At 69.8% G+C, this 20,051-nt stretch carries 15 protein-coding genes; 5 read left to right on the forward strand and 10 right to left on the reverse strand.

Annotation, left to right across the window (positions count from 1 at the left end):
- Positions 1-2 precede the first annotated feature (2 nt).
- Positions 3-476, reverse strand: a complete 474-nt coding sequence (locus tag MMSR116_RS19845; protein ID WP_010685815.1) for a RidA family protein — start codon at positions 474-476, stop codon at positions 3-5.
- Positions 477-744: 268 nt separating this feature from the next.
- Between MMSR116_RS19845 and MMSR116_RS19850 the strand changes: the two genes are divergently transcribed.
- From MMSR116_RS19850 to MMSR116_RS19865, 4 genes are all read left to right on the forward strand, one after another.
- The gene (locus tag MMSR116_RS19850) at positions 745-1,935 is read left to right on the forward strand and encodes an aspartate aminotransferase family protein (protein ID WP_010685814.1); all 1,191 of its coding nucleotides are present in this window, start codon (positions 745-747) and stop codon (positions 1,933-1,935) included.
- Positions 1,936-2,103: 168 nt separating this feature from the next.
- Positions 2,104-3,084 (forward strand): ornithine carbamoyltransferase, encoded by a 981-nt coding sequence (gene argF / locus MMSR116_RS19855; RefSeq protein WP_010685813.1) that lies wholly within the window; start codon positions 2,104-2,106, stop codon positions 3,082-3,084.
- Between the two features lie 538 nt (positions 3,085-3,622).
- On the forward strand, positions 3,623-4,666 hold the full coding sequence (locus MMSR116_RS19860; RefSeq protein WP_010685812.1) for an Hsp33 family molecular chaperone: 1,044 nt from the start codon (positions 3,623-3,625) through the stop codon (positions 4,664-4,666).
- 169 nt (positions 4,667-4,835) lie between these two features.
- Positions 4,836-6,092: a hypothetical protein gene (locus MMSR116_RS19865; protein ID WP_010685811.1), complete on the forward strand. Its 1,257-nt coding sequence runs from the start codon at positions 4,836-4,838 to the stop codon at positions 6,090-6,092.
- A 33-nt stretch (positions 6,093-6,125) separates the two neighbouring features.
- Here the strand turns inward: MMSR116_RS19865 and speG are convergent, their stop codons facing one another.
- The 3 genes from speG to apaG are packed head-to-tail and all read right to left on the reverse strand — an operon-like array spanning position 6,126 to position 8,287.
- On the reverse strand, positions 6,126-6,692 hold the full coding sequence (gene speG / locus MMSR116_RS19870; protein ID WP_010685810.1) for a spermidine N1-acetyltransferase: 567 nt from the start codon (positions 6,690-6,692) through the stop codon (positions 6,126-6,128).
- A complete protein-coding gene (gene argE, locus MMSR116_RS19875) occupies positions 6,689-7,858 on the reverse strand; it encodes an acetylornithine deacetylase (RefSeq protein WP_010685809.1) in 1,170 nt (389 codons plus the stop codon). The genes speG and argE overlap by 4 nt, the downstream gene beginning before the upstream one ends.
- A 36-nt stretch (positions 7,859-7,894) precedes the next feature.
- The gene (gene apaG / locus MMSR116_RS19880) at positions 7,895-8,287 is read right to left on the reverse strand and encodes a Co2+/Mg2+ efflux protein ApaG (protein ID WP_010685808.1); all 393 of its coding nucleotides are present in this window, start codon (positions 8,285-8,287) and stop codon (positions 7,895-7,897) included.
- 265 nt (positions 8,288-8,552) lie between these two features.
- Here apaG and MMSR116_RS19885 point away from each other — a divergent pair, with 265 nt between their 5' ends.
- Positions 8,553-9,677, forward strand: a complete 1,125-nt coding sequence (locus MMSR116_RS19885) for a 2'-deoxycytidine 5'-triphosphate deaminase (protein WP_010685807.1) — start codon at positions 8,553-8,555, stop codon at positions 9,675-9,677.
- A 20-nt stretch (positions 9,678-9,697) separates the two neighbouring features.
- Here MMSR116_RS19885 and MMSR116_RS19890 read toward each other — a convergent pair whose 3' ends face one another.
- The 6 genes from MMSR116_RS19890 to MMSR116_RS19915 form a co-directional block, all read right to left on the reverse strand.
- On the reverse strand, positions 9,698-10,768 hold the full coding sequence (locus MMSR116_RS19890) for an HD-GYP domain-containing protein (RefSeq protein ID WP_039894187.1): 1,071 nt from the start codon (positions 10,766-10,768) through the stop codon (positions 9,698-9,700).
- A gap of 78 nt (positions 10,769-10,846) precedes the next feature.
- Complete coding sequence (gene pgl, locus MMSR116_RS19895; RefSeq protein WP_010685805.1) at positions 10,847-11,572, reverse strand: 6-phosphogluconolactonase; 726 nt, start codon at positions 11,570-11,572, stop codon at positions 10,847-10,849.
- An 11-nt stretch (positions 11,573-11,583) separates the two neighbouring features.
- Positions 11,584-12,561 (reverse strand): phosphogluconate dehydrogenase (NAD(+)-dependent, decarboxylating), encoded by a 978-nt coding sequence (gene gnd / locus MMSR116_RS19900; protein WP_010685804.1) that lies wholly within the window; start codon positions 12,559-12,561, stop codon positions 11,584-11,586.
- A 143-nt stretch (positions 12,562-12,704) separates the two neighbouring features.
- A complete protein-coding gene (locus MMSR116_RS19905; RefSeq protein WP_010685803.1) occupies positions 12,705-15,551 on the reverse strand; it encodes a bifunctional transaldolase/phosoglucose isomerase in 2,847 nt (948 codons plus the stop codon).
- An 83-nt stretch (positions 15,552-15,634) separates the two neighbouring features.
- On the reverse strand, positions 15,635-17,710 hold the full coding sequence (tkt, locus tag MMSR116_RS19910; protein ID WP_010685802.1) for a transketolase: 2,076 nt from the start codon (positions 17,708-17,710) through the stop codon (positions 15,635-15,637).
- Entirely contained in the window at positions 17,707-19,596 is a 1,890-nt protein-coding gene (locus tag MMSR116_RS19915) for a glycoside hydrolase family 15 protein (RefSeq protein WP_010685801.1), read from the reverse strand. The genes tkt and MMSR116_RS19915 overlap by 4 nt, the downstream gene beginning before the upstream one ends.
- Positions 19,597-20,051: the final 455 nt, after the last annotated feature.

Here is a 20,051-nt window from a genome sequence, read left to right on the forward strand (position 1 = left end):
CCTCAGCGGACCTCGAACAGCGCCTCGACCTCGACGGCGGCGTCGAGGGGCAGCTCCGCGACACCGACGGTGGAGCGGGCGTGCCGCCCGCTCTCGCCCAGCAGCTCGACCATCAGGTCGGAGGCGCCGTTCATCACGCCGGCCACCGCCGAGAAGCCCGGCGCCGCGTTGATGAAGCCGCCGAGCCGGACGCACTGGACCACCGCGCGGTCGAGGTCGCCCACCGCCGCCTCGAGCTGGGCGAGGACGTTGAGCGCGCAGAGGCGCGCGGCCGCCTTGCCGGCCTCGGCCGAGACGGTGCCGCCGACCTTGCCCGTGTGCTCGGCCGCGATGGTCCCGTCCGCGCCGAAGCAGACCTGGCCGGAGATCACCACGAGGTTGCCCGTGCGCACGAACGGCACGTAGTTGGCGACCGGGGCCGCCGCCTTCGGCAGGGTTAGGCCCAGCGTCTCCAGGCGTTCCTTGACCGTGCTCATCGGGTTTCGCTCCCTGACTGTGACCGGCCGGAGCTGGAGCATGGTGCCCCCCGCCGCGCAAGGGGGGCGCGCCGCCGTCGCGGAGTAGAAGACGGCCTTGGGGGAGCATCGCGCAGACCTGCCGCGCGTGCCCGCTGATCAGCGAAACGTTGACAGCGCCCGGCACTTTCATAGTAATCGCGCGCGTGCCGCCCATCACTGAGGCGGCACTTTCATTTGGAGCCGGCTAACGCCTGCTCGGCTTCTACGAGAAACGGAGATGGGACCCGTGACGTCAGCCCTTCTGCCGACCTACGTCCGCGCGCCGCTCGCCTTCGAGCGCGGCGAGGGCGCGTGGCTCGTGACGGAGGGCGGCGAGCGATACCTCGACTTCGGCGCCGGGATCGCGGTGAACGCCCTCGGCCACGCGCATCCGCACCTCGTCGGGGCGCTGACCGAGCAGGCGAATCGCATCTGGCACACCTCGAACTTGTTCGAGATCCCGGGCGGCGAGCGCCTGGGCCGGCGGCTGGTCGAGGCGACCTTCGCCGACGTGGTGTTCTTCTGCAACTCGGGAGCCGAGGCCAACGAGGCGGCGATCAAGATCGCCCGGAAGTACCACGCGGCCGACGGCCATCCCGAGCGCTACCGGATCGTCACCTTCGCGGGCGCCTTCCACGGGCGCACGCTGGCGACGCTCGCGGCCGGCGGCCAGCAGAAATACATCGAGGGCTTCGGCCCGAAGGTCGAGGGCTTCGATCAGGTGCCGGCCGGGGACTGGGCCGCGCTGGACGCGGCGATCGGACCGGAGACGGCGGCGCTGATGATCGAGCCGATCCAGGGCGAGGGCGGCGTACGGGTGATCCCCCACGCGGACCTGCGCCGCCTGCGCGAGATCTGCGATGCCAACGGCCTGCTGCTGATCATGGACGAGGTCCAGACCGGCGTCGGCCGCACCGGCCGGCTGTTCGCGCACGAATGGTCCGGCATCACCCCGGACATCATGAGCGCGGCCAAGGGCATCGGCGGCGGCTTCCCGATGGGCGCCTGCTTCGCCACGCGCGAGGCTGCCCGCGGCATGACGGCCGGCACGCACGGCACGACCTTCGGCGGCAACCCGCTCGCCATGGCGGTGGGCAACGCGGTGCTGGACGTCGTGCTGGCGGACGGCTTCCTCGACCGCGTCGCCCGTTCGGGCCTCCTGCTCAAGCAGAAGCTCGCCGCTTTGCGCGACCGGCACCCGCACGTCTTCGAGGAGATCCGCGGCGAGGGCCTGATGCTGGGGCTCAAGCTCGGCGTGCCGAATACCGACTTCGCCGCCGCCGCGCGCGACGCGCATCTGCTGGTGATCCCGGCCGGCGACAACATCGTGCGCCTGCTGCCGCCGCTCACCATCGGCGACGCCGAGATCGACGAGGCGGTCCGCCGGCTGGACGCGGCCGCGTCCGGCTTCGAGGCCGCCCGCGGCGCAGCCGAGTAACGCCGAGCCCGACCGGCTCAGAATACCGCCCCCGGACCCCGGGGGGCGGCCCGAAGCATTTCCGGGCGCGGCCTGTCCCGCCGCGCGTGACGGAGATGCCCCTGCCAGGAGGTAGAGTGCGGTTCATGATCAGGTGATCGTTGAGCAGACTCTAGTTATTGTGACGCGATGAAAGCCCAGATTGACGGCCGGGCCCCGGCCCCCGCCAGGCACCTGAACGGTGCCGGCCCTCGCCATTTCCTCGATCTCAAGGATCTCTCCGGGGCGGAGCTGCGCCGGGTGCTGGACGCCAGCGCCGCCATCAAGGCGCTCCGCCGCAAGGGCGAGGTCGCCGCCGAGCGCCCGCTGACCGGCAAGACCCTCGCGATGGTGTTCGACCGGCCCTCCACCCGCACCCGCGTCTCCTTCGACGTGGCGATGCGCGAGCTGGGCGGCGAGACGCTGATGCTCACGGGCTCCGAGATGCAGCTCGGTCGCGGCGAGACCGTGGGCGACACCGCGCAGGTCCTGTCGCGCTTCGTCGACGCGATCATGATCCGCATCCTCGACCACGGTCAGATGCTGGAGCTCGCCGAATACGCCACCGTCCCGGTGATCAACGCCCTGACCAAGGTTTCGCATCCGTGCCAGATCATGGCCGACGTGCTGACCTTCGAGGAGCATCGCGGGCCGATCAAGGGCCGTACGGTGGCGTGGTCGGGCGACGCCAACAACGTGCTGGCGAGCTGGGTCCACGCGGCCGCGCGGTTCGACTTCACCTTGAACGTCGCGAGCCCGCCCGAACTCGCCCCTCCGTCCGCCCTGCTCGCCTGGGCGCAGCAGGAGGGTGCCGACATCCACGTCACCACGGACGCCTTCGCGGCGGTCGAGGGCGCGGATGCGGTCGTGACCGATTGCTGGGTGTCGATGGGCGACGACGACGAGGCCCACCGGCACAACCTGCTCAGTCCCTATCAGGTCAACGCCAAGCTGATGGCGGCGGCCAACCCGGACGCGATCTTCATGCACTGCCTGCCCGCCCACCGGGGCGAGGAGGTCACGGCCGAGGTGATGGACGGCCCGCGCTCCGTCGTCTTCGACGAGGCCGAGAACCGCCTGCACGCGCAGAAGGGCATCCTGGCCTGGTGCCTCCACGCGGGCGGGCTCTGAGCAGGCCTGCGTCGGCCTGCCCACAAGAGGGCACGGCAGCGCGAAGGCTCGGACCGGCCTTCCCATCCACCCCCCATCCTGAGGTGCCGGTGCGTAGCGGAGGCCTCGAAGGAGCCCTCCAGATCGTTCCGAGATCCGTGGAGCCCTCCTTCGAGGCCCGCTTCGCGGTCACCTCAGGATGAGGCGGTGGGTGGGATCATCCGATCAACGCGCCGCCGGCACTGGCGTTTACCGTCGGCAGCCCACCGCACATCCGCTGAGCCCTGGGCTCGCGCTCGGAGAAGCGGCGCACCATATAGGCATGAGCGGGCGGCCGACGCCGTCCGCCTCCCCATCACGGCCGCCGGCAGGCGGCGTCCCGGCACCGGATACGGCGTTCCGCGCCTCCGCTCGGGCGCGGGCGGGGTGAGGGATCGATCGCTCCGTCAAGGTCCATTCCTCACGCGGCCCGGCCCACCCGGAACACGGCTCCGCCCGGGCGGCCGCCCGATCCGCGAATGGGTCGTGACGGGCGCCGGACTCATCGATCGGAGAGGGCATGACCTCAGGAACGCAGTCGCCATCCCAGTCGCCATTCCAGTCGCAGCCCCCCGCCGCCGGCAACGGCCACGCGGGGGCGGACGACGCCGTGCTGCCCTTCGCCGTGGAGGCGCTGGATGTGCGCGGGCGTGTCGTCCGGCTGGGGCCCGCCGTCGACACGATCCTGCGCCGCCACGGCTATCCGGACCCGGTCGCGCGGCTCCTCGGCGAGGCGGCGGCGCTCACGGTGCTGCTCGGTTCCTCCCTCAAGTTCGAGGGGCGGTTCCAGCTCCAGACCAAGACCGACGGTCCGGTGTCGATGATCGTGGTCGATTTCGAGGCGCCCGACCGGCTGCGCGCCACCGCGCGGTTCGAGGCCGACAGGGTGACCGCCCTCGGATCCGGGCCGCTCAAGGATGCCGACCTGATCGGTACCGGCCACTTGGCCATGACCATCGACCAGGGCACCGCGGCGAGCCGCTACCAGGGCGTCGTCGCCCTCGAGGGCCAGAGCCTGGAGGAAGCCGCACACCAGTATTTCCGCCAGTCCGAGCAGATTCCCACGGAGGTCCGCCTCGCGGTGGCCGAGGCCGTGGGGGAGGGCGAGGGGCGCTGGCGGGCCGGCGGCCTTGTCGTACAGTTCCTGCCCCAGTCGATCGACCGCGCCCGCCTCGCGGACCTGCCGCCGGGCGACATCCCGGAGGGGCACCCGCATCTCTCGGGCGACGCGCCGGAGGACGACGCCTGGGTGGAGGCGCGCTCCCTGGTCGCCACGATCGAGGATCACGAACTGGTCGACCCCAACGTGTCGAGCGAGACCCTGCTCTACCGGCTCTTTCACGAACGCGGCGTCCGGGTGTTCGAGCGGCAGCCGGTCCACGAGACCTGCCGCTGCTCGCGCGAGCGCGTGATGGGCATGATCCGCTCGTTCACCCCGCAGGAGCGGCGCGACATGGTGGCGGACGATGGACGCATCGTCATCACCTGCGAATTCTGCTCCCGGCGCTACGATCTCGATCCACAGGAGGTCGAGGCCGAGATCGCGGAGCAGCCGCGCCAGTAGAGGCAGAATCACCCGTGCCGACGACCAGTAGAACGACGCCTACGGTCAAGCTTCATCGCGCGAAACGCGTTGGCCTCGGTATTCGTTGCGTAAATTTTTGGGCCCTCCAGGCTGAACCGTTCCGCAATCTTCGACGTTGCGTGGCAGATTCAACATTGGAGAGTTCGCCATGCGGAAATTGTCCATCGGGTTGGCCGCGCTGCTAATCAGCACCTCGGCGTATGCGCAGCAGCAGGGCGGCGCCGGGCGGGGCGCAGACGGAATGGGCGGCCGCGCCGGTCAGGGCGGGGCCGAATCCAGCATGAAGTCCGGGGCCGAGGGCGGTCGCATGAGCGGCGCCGAGCGCGGCGGCGCGCAGGGCGGCCAGTCGGCGGAGCGCGGCTCTGCCGATGCGGGCCGGTCGGGACAGGGCCGGGATGCGGGCGGCGAGGGGCGGATGGCCCAGGATCGGGCCCAGGATCGCGGTCGCGCCGGCGCCGAGCGCGGTGATCGCGATGGCGCCCGCGCGGAGCGGAACGAGCGCGGCGACCGGAACGGCGCGCGCGCGGATCGCGGCGAGCGCGGCGACCGCCGCGGGGACCGCGCCGATGTCCGCGGGCGGACCGATGTGAGCAGCCGGACCGACGTCAGCAGCCGGACCGACATCCGCGGCGGCCGCGTCGAGGGCGGCTTCCGCCGCGAGGGCCGCTACGTCTTCATCGGCGGCCGCCGGGTGGTCTACGGCTCGCCCGAGTATCGCCGCCTGATCGTCACCGAGAACCGCGGACCGCGCGAGCGTTACGTCGTGATCCGCGGCCAGCGCGTGCTGTACGGCTCGCCCGAGTACCGCCGTCTGGTCAGCGTCCGTGAGACCGGCCCGCGCGAGCGCTACGTCGTGATCCGCGGCCACCGGGTGCTGTACGGGTCGCCCGAATACCGCCGCCTCGTCTCGGTGCAGGAGGATCGCTTCGTCACGATCCGCGGCCAGCGGGTCCGCTATGGTTCCGCGGAGTACCGTCGCCTGAGCGGCGGTGGCACCGTCAGTGCGAGCTTCCGTTCCGAGCAGCGCGCCGGCGCGCGGTTCGACAACCACGGCGGCCGGGACGGCGTCCGGAACGCCTCGCGCACCGAGGGGCGGAACGACGGCCGGATGGACCGGGGCAATGACCGCAACGCCGATCGCGGGATGGACCGGAAAGCCGGCCGTGATGGCCGGAACGAGGGCATGCGCAACAGCGACATGCGCGGCGGCCAGCAGGATGGCATCCGGAACGCCTCGGACCGTGGCGGCCAGCAGGGCGGCATGAAGGCCGGCGGCAACGAGGGCGGCCGGACGGGCGGCGCCGAGCGTGGCGGCATGAGCGGCGGCAGCATGGGCGGTGCCCAGGGCGCCGGCCGGTCGGGCGGCCAGTCGGGCGCGCAGACGACGGGTGCCGGCCGCAACTGAGCGGTACGAGGGGGAGGGGCTCCGACTCCTCCCTCACACCTTCAGCACGGGCTCGGCGATGTCACCACCGCCGCGGGCCTTGAGGTAATCAGGCTGGAACAGGCACATCCGCACCGCGTCGCGATAGCGCCCGTTCACGAAGAACTCGTCCTTCAGTACCCCTTCGGCGTGGAAGCCGCAGCGCTCGTAGATGCGCACCGCCCGGGCATTGTCCCGGTCCACGTGCAGGTAGAGCTTGTGGATGTTGAGCACGCTGAACGCGTAATCCATGGCGATCCTTGTCGCCTGCCACGCGTAGCCCCGCCCCTGGAAGCTCGGGTGGATCGCGATCTGGAATTCGCAACGCCGGTGGAGATGGTTGATCTCCACGAGCTCGATCAGCCCGGCCGGCTCGCCGCCCGGATCGGCCACGATGAAGCGCCGCTCGGTCTGGTTGTGGATGTTGCGCTCGTAGAGCTGCTGCAGCTCGGCGAAGGATTCGTAGGCCTCCTCGAACCAGTAGCGCATGATGCTGTCGTTGTTGTTGAGCTGGTGGACGAAGCGCAGATCCTCCCGCTCCAGCGGCCGCAGCTTGATGGTGATTCCGGTGATGGCGTTCATGACGCACAGGCCTCGATCAAGTTGCGCAGGAACCGCTCACCCTGTCCGAGGGCGTCGAGGGTGATGAATTCGTCGGGCTGGTGAGCCTGCGCGATGTCGCCGGGCCCGCAGACGACGGTCGGGAGGCCTGCCGCCTGGAACTGCCCGGCCTCGGTGGCGTAGGGGACCGCGATGGTGCGGTTGCGGCCGGCGAGCCGCAGGCAGAGCCGCTCGGCATCCGATCCCGGCTCGGGGGCGAGGCCGGGGATGTCGACCTCCTCCAGGGTCTCGATCCGGCCGAAGTCGCCGTAACGGTTGAGGCGCTCGCGGGTGACCCGCTCCACCTCCCGGGCGAAGAGGCGCGGGATCTCGGCCGGGTCGAGGTCCGGCAGGCCGCGATACTCCCAGTGGAACCGGCATTCCTTGGCCAGGATGTTGCGGGCCGTGCCGCCGTGGATCGTCCCGACATGGACCGTGGTCGCGGCCGGATCGAACCGGCCCGAGGGATCGCCGCGCTCGATCATCAGGTCGGCGATCCGGTTGAGGCCGGCGACCAGCTCGCACGCGGCCGACACGGCGTTCGCCCCGAGGGCGGGCCGGGCGGAATGGGCCTCGTGGCCGTGGACGGTGGTGAGGCAGGTGACGATGCTCTTGTGCGCGTCCGCGACCTCCATCCCGGTGGGCTCGCCGACGATCACCGCCGCCGGCCGCGGCAGGTCGGCGCCGAAGCGGGCGATCCCGTCCATCGAGCCGAGGCAGGTGGTCTCCTCGTCGTAGGAGAGCAGGATATGGATCGGCCGCCTCAAGCTGGCGGCGAGCATCTTGGGCACCAGCGCCAGCGCCAGGGCGTCGAAGGCCTTCATGTCGACGGCGCCCCGACCGTAGGCCCGGCCGTCCGAGACGCGCAGCCTGAACGGGTCGCTGGTCCAAGACTGGCCGGCCACCGGCACCACGTCGGTATGGCCCGAGAGCACGACGCCCCCGTCGACCATCGGGCCGACCGTGGCGAGGAGGGCCACCTTGTCGCCCGCGGCGTTCGGCAGGCGCAGAGAGGGAATGCCCCATCCGTCGAGATAGGCGCAGACGGACTCGATCAGGGCGAGGTTCGTTTTATCGCTCTCGGTGTCGAAGGACACGAGGCGGGCGAGCATGTCGAGCGGGCTCAGCCGCTCGCCGGTCGCGGACATGGATTCCTCCGGAGCGGGGCCCCGGCTGCCGGGACCTCAGTGCAGGCTGCGGCGGACGTGCGGGCTGTCGAGGGAGAAGGCGGGGATCTCGGCCTCGAAGCTCTCACCGGCCACCGTCGCCATCGTGTAGCTGCCGGCCATCAGCCCGTCGGGCGTGTTCAGCGGGCAGCCGCTCGTGTAGCAGAAGGACTCCCCGGGCTCCAGCACCGGCTGCTTGCCGACGACGCCCGTTCCGCGCACCTCCTGACAAGCACCGTGCCCGTCGATGATGCGCCAATGACGGGAGCGCAACTGAACCTGCACGCTGCCGTTGTTCACAATCTCGACCGTGTAGGCGAAGAAGTATCGGCTCTCGTTCGGCGAGGACTCCTCCTCGACGAAGCGGGACTGAACCGTCACGCTAATTCCCCGCGTCTCGGCCTTGTACATCGCCCTATTAGGCCCTTCTTCGGACGGTGCGATTCGACGAAGCAGAATGAAACGCGCTCCATGGCCGGTGGTAGTAGGCAGCGGAATCGCCGTCAATTGCGGCGGACTACCTCGCGGATTGCCGAACCGCCCCGCTTCCCGGCCAGGACGACCGGCCCAGCATGACGGGACAGCCGAGACGGGTTAAGCCCCCATTAGCCAGTCCCGGCGAAAACGGACGGCGGACGCGGACCTGCCGGTGGCGCGCGAGGGAGTCAGGGGCGCGATGAACGCGGGCGCAGGCAAGGAAGCCGCCGATTCGGGCGCGGAGGGCCGCGCCGGGATCCTGCCGGGCCAGGCGATCGCCGCCCTCGCGGCCTCGGGCGGCATCCGCCCCGCGCGCGCATTCGCCGCCGATCAGATCCAGCCCGCGAGCCTCGATCTGCGCCTGGGCGACAGGGCCTATCGGGTCCGCACGAGCTTCCTGCCCGGCTCGGGCCGTACGGTCCAGGCCTGCGTCGAGCGCCTGTCGCTGCATGCGATCGACCTGCGTCCCGGCGCGGTGCTGGAGACGGGCTGCGTCTACATCGCCGAACTCCAGGAGAGCCTGGCTCTCCCGGGCGATCTGGCGGCCGCGGCCAATCCGAAGAGCTCCACCGGCCGCATCGACGTGTTCACCCGGGTCATCACCGACCGGGGCGAGGCGTTCGATCAGGTCGAGCCAGGCTATACCGGGCCGCTCTACGCGGAAATCTCGCCGCGCACCTTCCCGGTCCTGGTCCGGACCGGCTCGCGCCTCTCCCAGATCCGCTTCCGACGGGGAGCGCCACGTCTGACCGAATCCGAGCTCGGATTGCTCCATGCGCGTTCGGCGCTGGTCGACGCGGGCAGCCCGTCCTTCCAGGGCGGCGTGGCCGTCTCGGTGGATCTCGCCGGCTTCGACGGCCTCGTCGGCTACCGGGCAAAGCGCCACACGGGGCTCGTCGATGTCGACGCGCCGGGCCGTCACCGGGCCGCGGATTTCTGGGAACCACTGGCGGCCGACGGATCGGGGAGCCTGATTCTCGACCCGGGCCAGTTCTACATCCTGGCGTCGAAGGAGGCGGTCCAAGTCCCGCCCGACCACGCCGCCGAGATGGTGCCGTTCGATCCCCTGGTCGGCGAGTTCCGGGTTCACTACGCGGGCTTCTTCGATCCCGGGTTCGGCTATGCCGGAGCGGGCGGCGCAGGGGCCCGCGCCGTGCTGGAGGTGCGTTCGCGGGACGTGCCGTTCCTGCTGGAGGACGGCCAGATCGTCGGCCGCCTCGTCTACGAGCGGATGCTCAACCTGCCCGAGACGCTCTATGGGGCCGGCGCCGGCTCGAATTATCAGGCCCAGGGTCTGAAGCTCTCGAAGCACTTCGTCCTGTAGTCAGGGCGCCGGGATCCGGATCAGGAGCCGATCACGGAGCGTTCGAACGCGCGGACGAGGTCCGCGTCGAGCTTACCCTCCATGCCGTGCAGGATTTTCACGGCATCCGCCGCCGGCAGGGGCGGTCGATAGGGACGGCGCTCCACCAAGGCTGCGTAGACGTCGCAGACGGTGATCAGCCTGACGATATCAGGGATGGCCGCGCCCTTCAGCCCATCGGGGTAGCCCGACCCGTCGAGCATCTCGTGGTGGTGGCGCACCACGTCGAGGACTATCTGGTCGAACCCGCCGGCCTGCACGAGGATCTCGTGGCCCAGGGCTGCGTGCTCGCGCATCACCGCGCGCTCGGCCGGATCGAGGGGGCCGGGCTTGTTCAGGATCGCCAGCGGGATTCTGGCCTTGCCGACGTCATGGACAAGGGCGGCGCGCACCAGTAGCTGGCGGTCCGCCGCCGAGAAGCCGAGGTCGATGGCAAAGGTCGCGGCCAGACCCGCCACCAGCAGGCAGTGCTGGTACGTGGCGTCATCGTAGGCGCGGACTGTCTCAAGCCACGCGTTGAGACCGCCGACCCTGATCGCGCCGAGGATCGGATCGAGGCCCTCGTCGATCAGCGCGGCGTCGACTCTCCCGGTCTCGCGCGCGGAATCGAGAAGGTTGGCGATGACGCCGCCGGCCCGGTCGGCCGCCTGAGCCACGAGCGGCGCGCCCGGTTCGACCTGCGTCGGCCTCTCCATCGGGGCTGGGGATCTGATGGCCACGCGCAGGGCCTCGACCACGGTGGCGACCGGCGTGTCGGCCGGCAAGCAGAGCCGCCCGCCGAGGCTGCGCGCCGCAGACAGGCTGCGCGAGCCCATGCTGCGCAGCAGGAAGAGGCGCGGCAGCGCGGGCGAGGCGACCAGGAGTGAGCGCAGACCGATGAACGGGCAGGGCCGGAGCAGGTCGAGGTCGCCGATGACGGCGAGGCATGGATCGCTCGGGGGCGCCTCCGCGGCATGGAGCATCACGCAGGGCGCGAACGCCTCGAGCGCGCGCAGGAGATCGGCGCGGCGCGTCGGCTGGTCGGTGTAAAGGACGAGGGTGCCCGCGCGCATCTGGCCCTTGAGGCGGCATACCCGCCCCGCCGGGTCTACCACCGCGACCTTGCCAGACCGTAACGCCAGGCGGAAGCGTTAGCCGGCTGCAGCTGCGTCGAGGAGCCACGCGACCGCGCCGAAGCTGGTCACGCGCCCGGCGGGCAGAGTCTCGCCCGCAGCGAGGCGAGCTAGAGGGGCGCGCTTGCCCGCGCCGGTCACCAGGAACAGCACGTGCCGGGAGGAGGCGAGTGCCGGGAAGGTGAGGGTGATGCGCGGCACGAACGGTGCCAGCCCGGACTCGGGCACTGGCGCGACTAAACGGCCGGTCTCCGCCACGGCCGGCTTGCCGGGGAAGAGGGAGGCGGTGTGCCCGTCTTCGCCCAATCCGAGGAGCACGAGGTCGAAGAGGGGCCGGTCTGGATCGAGGCTGTCGGCCCCGTAGAAGTCCAGCAGCGTGCGCTCGTAGGCGCGAGCCCCAGCTTCCGCGCCCTCGTCCGAAGGAATGAAGTGCAGGTGGGTCGGCGGGATCCGCGCGCCGTGGCCGAAGGCCTCGCGGACCATCCGGACGTTGCTGCGCGCATCGTCCCAGGGCACCACCCGGTCGTCGCCGAAGAACCAGTGGATCCGCTCCCACGGCACCCTGGTCGCGTAGTCCGGTCCGGCGAGGAGGCCGTACAGAACCTTGGGCGTCGAGCCGCCCGAGAGGCAGATCGCGATCCGCTCCGCGTGGTTCTCGCCGCATGCCACGATGAGCCGCTCGGCCGCCTCGCGGGCGACCGCCTCCGCGTCCTTCAGGATATGGGTACCGGCGGGAAGGCTCATGGGACTGCCCTCTACTTCTTCGGCTCCTGATGGCCGCCGAAGCCCTTGCGCATCGCCGACAGGAGCTTGTCGGCGTAACTCGCATGCTCGCGGGAGCGGAAGCGGCGGTAGAGGGCCGCGGAGAGGACCGTCGCCGGTACGCCCTCCTCGATGGCGGCGTTGATGGTCCAGCGCCCCTCGCCGGAATCCTCGACGTAGCCGGAGAAGTCCGTGAGTTGCTCGTCGCCCGCGAGCGCCTGGGCGGTGAGGTCGAGGAGCCACGAGGACACGACGCTGCCGCGCCGCCAGACCTCGGCGATATCGCCCATGTCGAGATCGAATCGTCGCTCGGCCGGCAGGTCCTGGGAATTGGCGTGACGGAGGATGTCGAAACCCTCCGCATAGGCCTGCATCAGCCCGTATTCGATACCGTTATGGACCATCTTCACGAAGTGTCCGGCGCCGGTCGGCCCAGCATGGATGTAGCCCTGCTCGGCGCGCGGGTCGCGGCCCTCGCGGTTCGGTGTCTTCGGTATATCGCCGATGCCCGGCGCCAGAGTCTTGAAGATCGGGTCGAGCCGGTCGACGGTTTCCGTGTCGCCGCCGATCATCATGCAGTAGCCGCGCTCCAGGCCCCAGACGCCGCCCGACGTACCGACATCGACGTAGTGCTGGCCCTTTTCTTTCAGGGCAAGGCCGCGCCGCACATCGTCGCCGTAGAAGGAGTTGCCGCCGTCGATAACGCAGTCGCCGGACTGCATCAGATTCGAGAGCGTCTGGACAGCTTCCTCGGTGATCGCGCCGGCCGGCAGCATCACCCAGGCCGCACGCGGCACCTCCAGCTTGGCAACCAGGTCCTCTAGGCTCGACGCGCCGACCGCACCGGCCTCGACCAGGGCCGCAACGGCCGCCGGGTTCTGATCGAACACCACCGCCGTGTGCCCGTCCCTCAGGAGGCGCCGGACGATATTGCCGCCCATCCGGCCGAGGCCGATCATGCCGAGTTGCATCGCTGCTCTCCTCCAGATTTCCCCTCCCCCTTGCGGGGAGGGGTCAGGGGTGGGGGTGGTCCAGGATCGAGCGGCGCGGTCTATCCTGCGCCACCCCCACCTCCGGCTCCTCCCCGCAAGGGGGAGGAGAGAGGGTGGGCAACCTACGCCACAGCCGCCTTCAGCGCCGACGCCACGCGCTTCAGCCCGGTCTCGAGGTCGCCCTTGATGTGAACCCGGAGCGCCCGGCGGCCGCGCTCGGCGAGCACCGCGAAATCACCCCGCGCCTGCGCGGCCACCACGGTGGCGAAGCCGAGCTTACGGCCGGGGATGGGGAGATCCTGCGACGGCTCCGCGGTGATCTGCAGGAACACGCCGGTGTCCGGGCCACCTTTATAGGCCTGACCCGTCGAGTGCAGGAACCGCGGTCCGAATTCCAGGCAGGTCGCGACCTTCCGCACGTCGCGCACGGCGATCCGCGCCTCCTGGAGGATCGAAGCCGCACGCTCGTCGCGCGGCACGTAGGCGAGCAGTCCGAGATAGTCCCCGTCCTTGAGCCGGGCGAGCTGTGCCTTCAGCGCGATCTCCAGGCCGTCGGATGCCTGCGGCAGGCCCTCGGCATTCCGCGGATCGGCGTAGAGCGCGACCGCGTCGTCGGCGAAGAGCGGGGTCTCGGAAGGCAGGGCACCGCTCGCCTCGGCCTCCGCGAACAGCTTCTTGGTCTCGACCTTGCTGGCCTCGACATCGGGCTGATCGAACGGGTTGATGCCGATCACCGCACCGGCGACCGCGGTGGCCATCTCCAGGCGGTAGAATTCCTGCGGCAGCTGCTCGATGGAGTCGAGGGTTATGCGGGCGATCGGATGGCCGTCTCGCTCCAGGGCGCGCAGGGCCTCATCCTGCGCCGCCTCGGCCTTGCCGTCGACGCGCAGGTAGATGAAGAACCGGTCGTGCCCGTAGACCGCCGGAACGCCGACCGGTTCCCCGTCCACCGGCACGAGGCCCTTGCCCTGCTTGCCGGTCGATTCCGCGATGAGCTGCTCCGCCCAGGCGCCGAAGCTGTCGATGGCCGGCGAGGCGACGATCGTCACCTTGTCGCGGCCGGCCAGCGCCGCCGCGCCCATGGCCGTGCCGAGGAGCACGCCCGGGTTCACGGCCGGCGGCACGGCCGGGCCGCAGGAACGGACCATGATGCGCGCCGTCTCCAAGAGAGCCTTCACGTCGAGGCCCATGGCGGCGGCCGGCACGAGGCCGAAGGCCGAGAGCACCGAGTAGCGCCCGCCGATCTGCTTCACCCCGTAGAAGGTCTTCTTGAAGTTGTCCGCCTTCGCGGCACGCTCCATGTCGGAGCCCGGATCGGTCACGGCGACGAAATGGTCGCCGGCCCGGTCGCCGAGCACCACCTTGGCGCGGGCCAGGAAGTAGTCACGGAACACGTTGGGCTCCAGCGTCGAGCCGGACTTCGACGCGACGATGAACAGCGTCTTGCCCAGGTCGATGCTCGCCTCCAGGGCGCGCACCTGATCCGGGTGGGTCGAGTCGAGGATCTGGAGCTTCGGAAAACCTTCGCGCTGGCCATAGGTCAGGCTCAGCACCTCCGGGCCGAGGCTCGACCCACCCATGCCGAGCACCACGGCGTCGGTGAAACCCTGCGCCTTCACCCAGTCGGAGAAGGCAGCGTAGTCGGCGGCCTTCTCCAGCTCCTCCTCGACAATGTGCAGCCAGCCAAGCCAGTTCGCCTCGTCGTGGCCGGACCAGACCGAGGCGTCGCCCGCCCAGAGCCGGCGGATCGACCCGCTGGCCCGCCAGGATTCGACAGCCTTCTTCGCCTCGGCCGCCAGGGTGTCGTCCATGGAGAGGCTCTGGCCGTCCAGCCGGTGACCCAGCAGCGCGACGCGCTTGCCTGCGACGGCGCCCAGCAGGTTGTCGGCGGCGTCGATGAAGAGCTGCACGCCCTCCTTCACCAGTTGCTCGGCGACCGCCTCGATGTCGATCCCGGCCCGGGCGAGGCGGTTCATCACCGCCTCGGCGCCCGGCACGTCCTCCTCGATCGTGGCCCGCACCACGCCGTGGTCGCGGAACGCGTCCATGGTGGCGGGCGGCATCGTGTTGACGGTGTTCGGCCCGATCAGCTCCTCGACGTAGAGGACGTCGGAGTAGGCCTTGTTCTTCACGCCCGTGGAGGCCCAGAGCAGGCGCTGCGCCTTGCCGCCCTTCTCAGCGAGGGCGGTCCACTTGGATTCGGCGAAGATGGCCTTGTAGCGCTGGTAGGCGAGCTTGGCGTTGGCGATCGCCACTTTGCCCTTCAGCTGCTCCAGGGCGAACTTCTCGTCCGGGTCGTTGGCCTGCGCGATCTTCTCGTCGAGGAGCTTGTCGACAAGCACGTCGATCCGGCTGATGAAGAAGCTCGCCACGCTGGCGATCCGCGACACGTCGTGGCCGGCCTTCGCGCGCGCGTCGAGTCCGTCGATAAAGGCGCGAGCCACGGCCTCGTAGGCCTCCTGCGAGAACAGCAGGGTGACGTTGATCGAGATGCCCTCGGAGGTGAGCTGGCGGATCGCCGGGATGCCCTCGGGGGTCGCCGGCACCTTCACCATGAGGTTGTCGCGGGAGACAGCCTTATGCAGGCGGCGCGCCTCGGCGAGCGTCGCCTCGGTATCGAGGGCGAGGTAGGGCGAGACCTCAAGGCTGACGTAGCCGTCGGCGCCGTCGCTCGCCTCGTAGACCGGGCGGAGCACGTCGGCCGCCGCCTGGATGTCGGCGATGGCGAGCCCCTCGTAGAGATCGATGACGCGGCTGTCGCCGGTCGCCTGCACGGATTTCAGGCTGTCGTCGTACTCGTCCGAGTGACCGATCGCCTTCTCGAAGATCGACGGGTTCGAGGTGACGCCCCGAAGTCCGTCGCGCTCCACGAGCTGCTTCAGCTCGCCCTTCGCGATGAAGCCGCGGGCCACGAAGTCGAGCCAGACCGCCTGATCCTGTTCGTCGTGCAGGGCCTTGAGCGCGTTCATGTCGTTTCCTCGTCAGCGGACTGCGTCCCGGATCCGGAACGCACTCGCCTCCCCCCAGCTGGAGGGAGGCGGAAGCCGTCAGGCTACTTCTTGTGCTTGGTCACCTGCGCCTTCGCGGTCTCCAGCACCTTCTCGGGGGTAAAACCGAACTTGGTCTGGAGATCCTTGATCGGCGCAGAGGCGCCGAAAGTGTGCATGCCGATGATCGCGCCCTCGGAGCCGGCGTACCGGTCCCAGCCGATGACGCTGCCCTGCTCCACCGCCACCCGAGCCTTGACGGCGGGCGGCAGCACCGAGTCGCGGTAGGCCTCATCCTGACGCTCGAACAGATCCCAGGACGGCATCGACACCACCCGAGCCTTCACGCCCTCGGCCTTCAGCGCCTCGTAAGCACCGACGCAGAGTTGCACCTCGGAACCTGATCCCAGCAGGATCACGTCGGGCGTGCCGTCGCAATCCGCCAGCACGTAGCCGCCCTTGGCGGTTCCGGAAGCCGCGCCGTACTTCGTCCGGTCCAGGGTCGGCAGCGGCTGGCGGGAGAGTGCAAGGACCGCCGGCTGGTTCTTCAGCGAGAAGATCACCCGGTAGGCCTCAGCGACCTCGTTGGCATCGGCCGGGCGCAGGGTCACCAGGCCCGGAATGCAGCGCAACGACAGCAGCTGCTCCACCGGCTGGTGGGTCGGCCCGTCCTCCCCCACACCAATCGAGTCGTGGGTGAAGATGTGAAAGACCGGCAGCTCCATCAGCGAGGCGAGCCGGATCGGCGGCCGCATGTAGTCGGCGAAGACCAGGAAGGTCGCGCCGTAGGCCCTGAGCCCGGAGAGGCCGAGCCCGTTCACGATCGAGCCCATGGCATGCTCGCGGACGCCGAAATGCAGGTTGCGGCCGCCCGGCGAGAACGGGCCGAACGAGCCCGCGCCCTCGAAGGTCAGGTTGGATTTGTTGGACGGCGCGAGGTCGGCCGAGCCGCCGAGCAGGAACGGCACATGCTGGGCGATCGCGTTCAACACCTTGCCGGAGGATTCGCGGGTCGCGAGGCCCTTCGCGTCCGGCTCGAAAACCGGGATGTCCTTGTCCCAGCCCGCGGGCAGGCGGCCCTCCAGGAAGGCGTTCAGATCTTCGGCGTGGTCGGCATCGGCCTCCTTGGCTTCGGCGAGCAGGCCCTGCCAGGCATCGTAGAGCCCGGCGCCGCGCTTGCCGATGCCGTTGCGGAAATTCTCCTGCACGCCGTCCGGCACGAGGAACTGGGCATCCTCCGGCCAGCCATACGCGCGCTTGGCGCCCTTCACCTCGTCCTCGCCCAAAGCGTCCGAGTGGGCCTTGGAGGTGCCCTGCTTCTTCGGCGCGCCGTAGCCGATCACCGACTTGACGATGATGAGCGTCGGCCGGTCGTTCGTGGCGAGGAAGGTCTCGATCGAGCCCGCGAGCGCATGGACGTCGTTGGCGTCGGCGACGCGCAGCACCTGCCAGCCATAGGCCAGGAACCGGGTCGCCACCTCCTCGCCGAAGGCGAGTTCCGTGTGGCCCTCGATAGTGACGGTGTTGTCGTCGTAGATCCAGCAGAGGTTGGCGAGCCGCAGGTGGCCGGCCAGCGAGGCGGCTTCCGAGGCCACGCCCTCCATCAGGTCGCCGTCCGAGCAGACCGCGTAGACGTTGTAGTCGAACAGCGGCAGGTTCGGCCGGTTCAGGTGCTGGGCCAGGAAGCGGCTGCCCATCGCCATGCCCACCGAGTTGGCGACGCCCTGGCCGAGCGGGCCCGTGGTGGTCTCGACGCCGGTGGTGAAGTGGTATTCCGGATGGCCCGGGGTCCGGCTGTCGAGCTGGCGGAATTTCTTGATGTCCTCCAGCGACACCGCCGGAGCGTTGCCACCGTCGCTCTCGGCGACGCCCGCGAGGTGCAGGAGCCCGTAGAGCAGCATCGAGGCGTGGCCGCAGGACAGCACGAACCGGTCCCGGTTCGGCCAGTGCGGGTGCGCCGGATCGTAGCGCAGGTAGCGGTTCCACAAAGTGTAGGCCACCGGCGCGAGCCCCATTGGCGCACCGGCATGGCCGGAATTGGCCTTCTGCACCGCGTCGATCGCCAAGGTGCGGATCGTGTTGATGCTGAGCGTGTCGATCTCAGCGAGGGCCGCCTTGGCGGGAGTGTCAGCACCGCTCATGATGTCGCATCTTCCAGTTCGCCTCGCGCGGTCCGCTTCGCGGCTTCGCGCTGCCGCAGGACGGCGGGAGGAGCTCCATTGCCCTTACCACCCTGCCGGTCCGCCGGCCCTTCGCCGCGCGTATAGCTGAGGAGCGTGTTGACGAGCGCGACGTGGGTGAAGGCCTGGGGGTAGTTACCCACAAGGCGCTTGGCTTGCACGTCGTATTCTTCGCTGACCAAGCCGAGATCGTTGCAGATGCCGACGAGGCGCTCGATGATCGCCCGCGCCTCGTCCCGCCGGCCGAGGCCGATCAGGTTGTCTGCGTACCAAAACGTGCAGGGCAGGAACGCCCCCTCGTTGCCCGACAGGCCGTCGGTGGTCTGCCCTTGCGTCTCGTAGCGCAGGATGAAGCCGTCCCGCATCAGCCCCGTGCCGATGGCCTCGACCGTGCCGACCACCCGGGGATCGTCCTGCGGCAGGAAGCCGGTATGGGCGATGAGCAGGAGACTCGCGTCGAGCGCCTTCGATCCGTAAGATTGAACGAAGCTGTTGAGCTCGGGATCGAAGCCCTTTTCGCAGACCTCCGCGTGGATCGCGTCCCGGGCCGCGCGCCAGCGTTTGGCATGCTCCTCGGTGGCGCCGGATTCGTGCATCTCGTGCATGCGCAGGGCACGATCGAACGCCACCCAGGCCATGACCTTCGAATGGGTGAAGTGGCGCGCGCCCCCGCGCACCTCCCAGATCCCCTCGTCGGGCCGGCGCCACGCCTGCTCCAGATGGTCCAGGATCGCCAGCCCGACCCGCAATCCGTCCTTGCTCACCGGCAAGCCGCGGGCATGGGCTTGGTAGAGCGCGTCGAACAACTCACCGTAGACGTCGAGCTGGAACTGGCTGGAGGCCGCGTTGCCGATCCGCACGGGCTTCGAGTTCTCGTAGCCCGGCAGCCAGTCGAGCTCGATCTCCGGCAGCAGTCGCTCACCACCGATACCGTAGAGGATGTGTGCCTGCTCGGGGTTTCCAGCCACGGCCCGCTGCAGCCAGTCGAGCCACTTGCGGGCTTCGTCGATGTAGCCGCCATCCATCAGGGCGATGAGCGTCAGCGTGGAGTCGCGCAGCCAGCAGAATCGGTAATCCCAGTTGCGCTCGCCGCCGAGCCCCTCGGGGAGGGAGGCGGTGGGCGCCGCCACGATGCCGCCAGTGGGCTCGTAGATCAGCGCCTTGAGGGTCAGCAGGGAGCGCTGCAGCATCCGGTCCCAGGCGGTCCCGCCGGCGCAGCGGCTCGACCAGTCCCGCCACGCCTGGTCGGCAATCTCGAGCGCCTTGCGCGGCTCGATGGCGACCGGGTCGTCCTCGTGGGACGGGCCGTAGCTCAGGACGAAACGGTGCTTGTCGCCGGCATGCACGGTGAACTCGGCGACCGTGGTCTGCGCGTCCGAGCCCTTGAGGTGCACGTCGGTGCGCAGCACCACCTTGTGGGGGCCTGAGACGGCGCGCAGGTCGCCGAGTTCCGATCGCGACACCCAGGGTACGGCTGAGCCGTAATCGAACCGGACCGCCATCTCCATCCGCATGGCGACGCGCCCGTGCACGCCCTCGACGAGGCGCACCAGATGAGATCCGTCGCCGATCGGCATGAAATCGGTGACCAAGACCTCGCCCTGGCGCGTGACGTGCCGGGTCTCCAGCACGAGACTGCCCGGCCGATAGCTCCAGTGTGTCTCGACATGCTCGGCTTCGGGGAAGATCTTCCAGAAACCGTGCGCCTCGGTACCGAGCAGGCTGGTGAACAGGGCAGCCGCGTCAAAGCGCGGCCAGCACAGCCAGTCGACGCTGCCCTGACGGCTGATCAGCGCGGCGCTGCGGCAATCGCCGACAAGCGCGTAATCCTCGATGCGTGCAGCCATCCGGCCCCGGCTCCGGTCCAGGGACGGCTGCCCGGACCGTCCGCTGCGATGCACCTAGGACGGGAGTGCAAGAGGTCTAGGGCAAGCGCTCGAAGGTCAGAGGTCGAGAGTAGGAGGGCGAGGGGAAGGCAGCGTTGGCCGTGGCACGCCCTGAACCGGGTATCGGCCGGGACGCGGGCATTCCGTGCCTACGGTTGGCTCGCCGGGCGAAACGGCTTCGGCGACATCCACCTCGTCTGGAGATGACGCAACAGCCGGATTCACGGCTCTCGCTCCCAACCCTGCGGGCCACCCGGCCCACACTTTCCAGGATCGCACCAACATCCTGCGGCGATAGCGCTTTTCCCTCCTCGTGGAAGGAGCCTGGGGTGGGGATGGTTGAAGATGAGGCAGTGCTGCGCCTTTGGCACCAGTCCCCGCTCCCAATCCTTTCCCGCATGAGGGGAGCGGGAGCC

Origin of the sequence: Methylobacterium mesophilicum SR1.6/6 (assembly GCF_000364445.2) — a bacterium.
In the GTDB taxonomy this organism is placed as follows: Bacteria; Pseudomonadota; Alphaproteobacteria; order Rhizobiales; family Beijerinckiaceae; genus Methylobacterium; species Methylobacterium mesophilicum_A.

What these genes read in the sequence shown, in the direction of transcription:
- MMSR116_RS19845 (WP_010685815.1), bottom strand. Translation starts at nt 476, where the DNA reads ATGAGCACGGTCAAGGAACGCCTGGAGACGCTGGGCCTAACCCTGCCG.
- argF (WP_010685813.1), top strand. Translation starts at nt 2,104, where the DNA reads ATGAAAGCCCAGATTGACGGCCGGGCCCCGGCCCCCGCCAGGCACCTG.
- MMSR116_RS19860 (WP_010685812.1), top strand. Translation starts at nt 3,623, where the DNA reads ATGACCTCAGGAACGCAGTCGCCATCCCAGTCGCCATTCCAGTCGCAG.
- MMSR116_RS19865 (WP_010685811.1), top strand. Translation starts at nt 4,836, where the DNA reads ATGCGGAAATTGTCCATCGGGTTGGCCGCGCTGCTAATCAGCACCTCG.
- speG (WP_010685810.1), bottom strand. Translation starts at nt 6,692, where the DNA reads ATGAACGCCATCACCGGAATCACCATCAAGCTGCGGCCGCTGGAGCGG.
- argE (WP_010685809.1), bottom strand. Translation starts at nt 7,858, where the DNA reads ATGTCCGCGACCGGCGAGCGGCTGAGCCCGCTCGACATGCTCGCCCGC.
- apaG (WP_010685808.1), bottom strand. Translation starts at nt 8,287, where the DNA reads ATGTACAAGGCCGAGACGCGGGGAATTAGCGTGACGGTTCAGTCCCGC.
- MMSR116_RS19885 (WP_010685807.1), top strand. Translation starts at nt 8,553, where the DNA reads ATGAACGCGGGCGCAGGCAAGGAAGCCGCCGATTCGGGCGCGGAGGGC.
- MMSR116_RS19890 (WP_039894187.1), bottom strand. Translation starts at nt 10,768, where the DNA reads ATGCGCGCGGGCACCCTCGTCCTTTACACCGACCAGCCGACGCGCCGC.
- pgl (WP_010685805.1), bottom strand. Translation starts at nt 11,572, where the DNA reads ATGAGCCTTCCCGCCGGTACCCATATCCTGAAGGACGCGGAGGCGGTC.
- gnd (WP_010685804.1), bottom strand. Translation starts at nt 12,561, where the DNA reads ATGCAACTCGGCATGATCGGCCTCGGCCGGATGGGCGGCAATATCGTC.
- MMSR116_RS19905 (WP_010685803.1), bottom strand. Translation starts at nt 15,551, where the DNA reads ATGAACGCGCTCAAGGCCCTGCACGACGAACAGGATCAGGCGGTCTGG.
- tkt (WP_010685802.1), bottom strand. Translation starts at nt 17,710, where the DNA reads ATGAGCGGTGCTGACACTCCCGCCAAGGCGGCCCTCGCTGAGATCGAC.
- MMSR116_RS19915 (WP_010685801.1), bottom strand. Translation starts at nt 19,596, where the DNA reads ATGGCTGCACGCATCGAGGATTACGCGCTTGTCGGCGATTGCCGCAGC.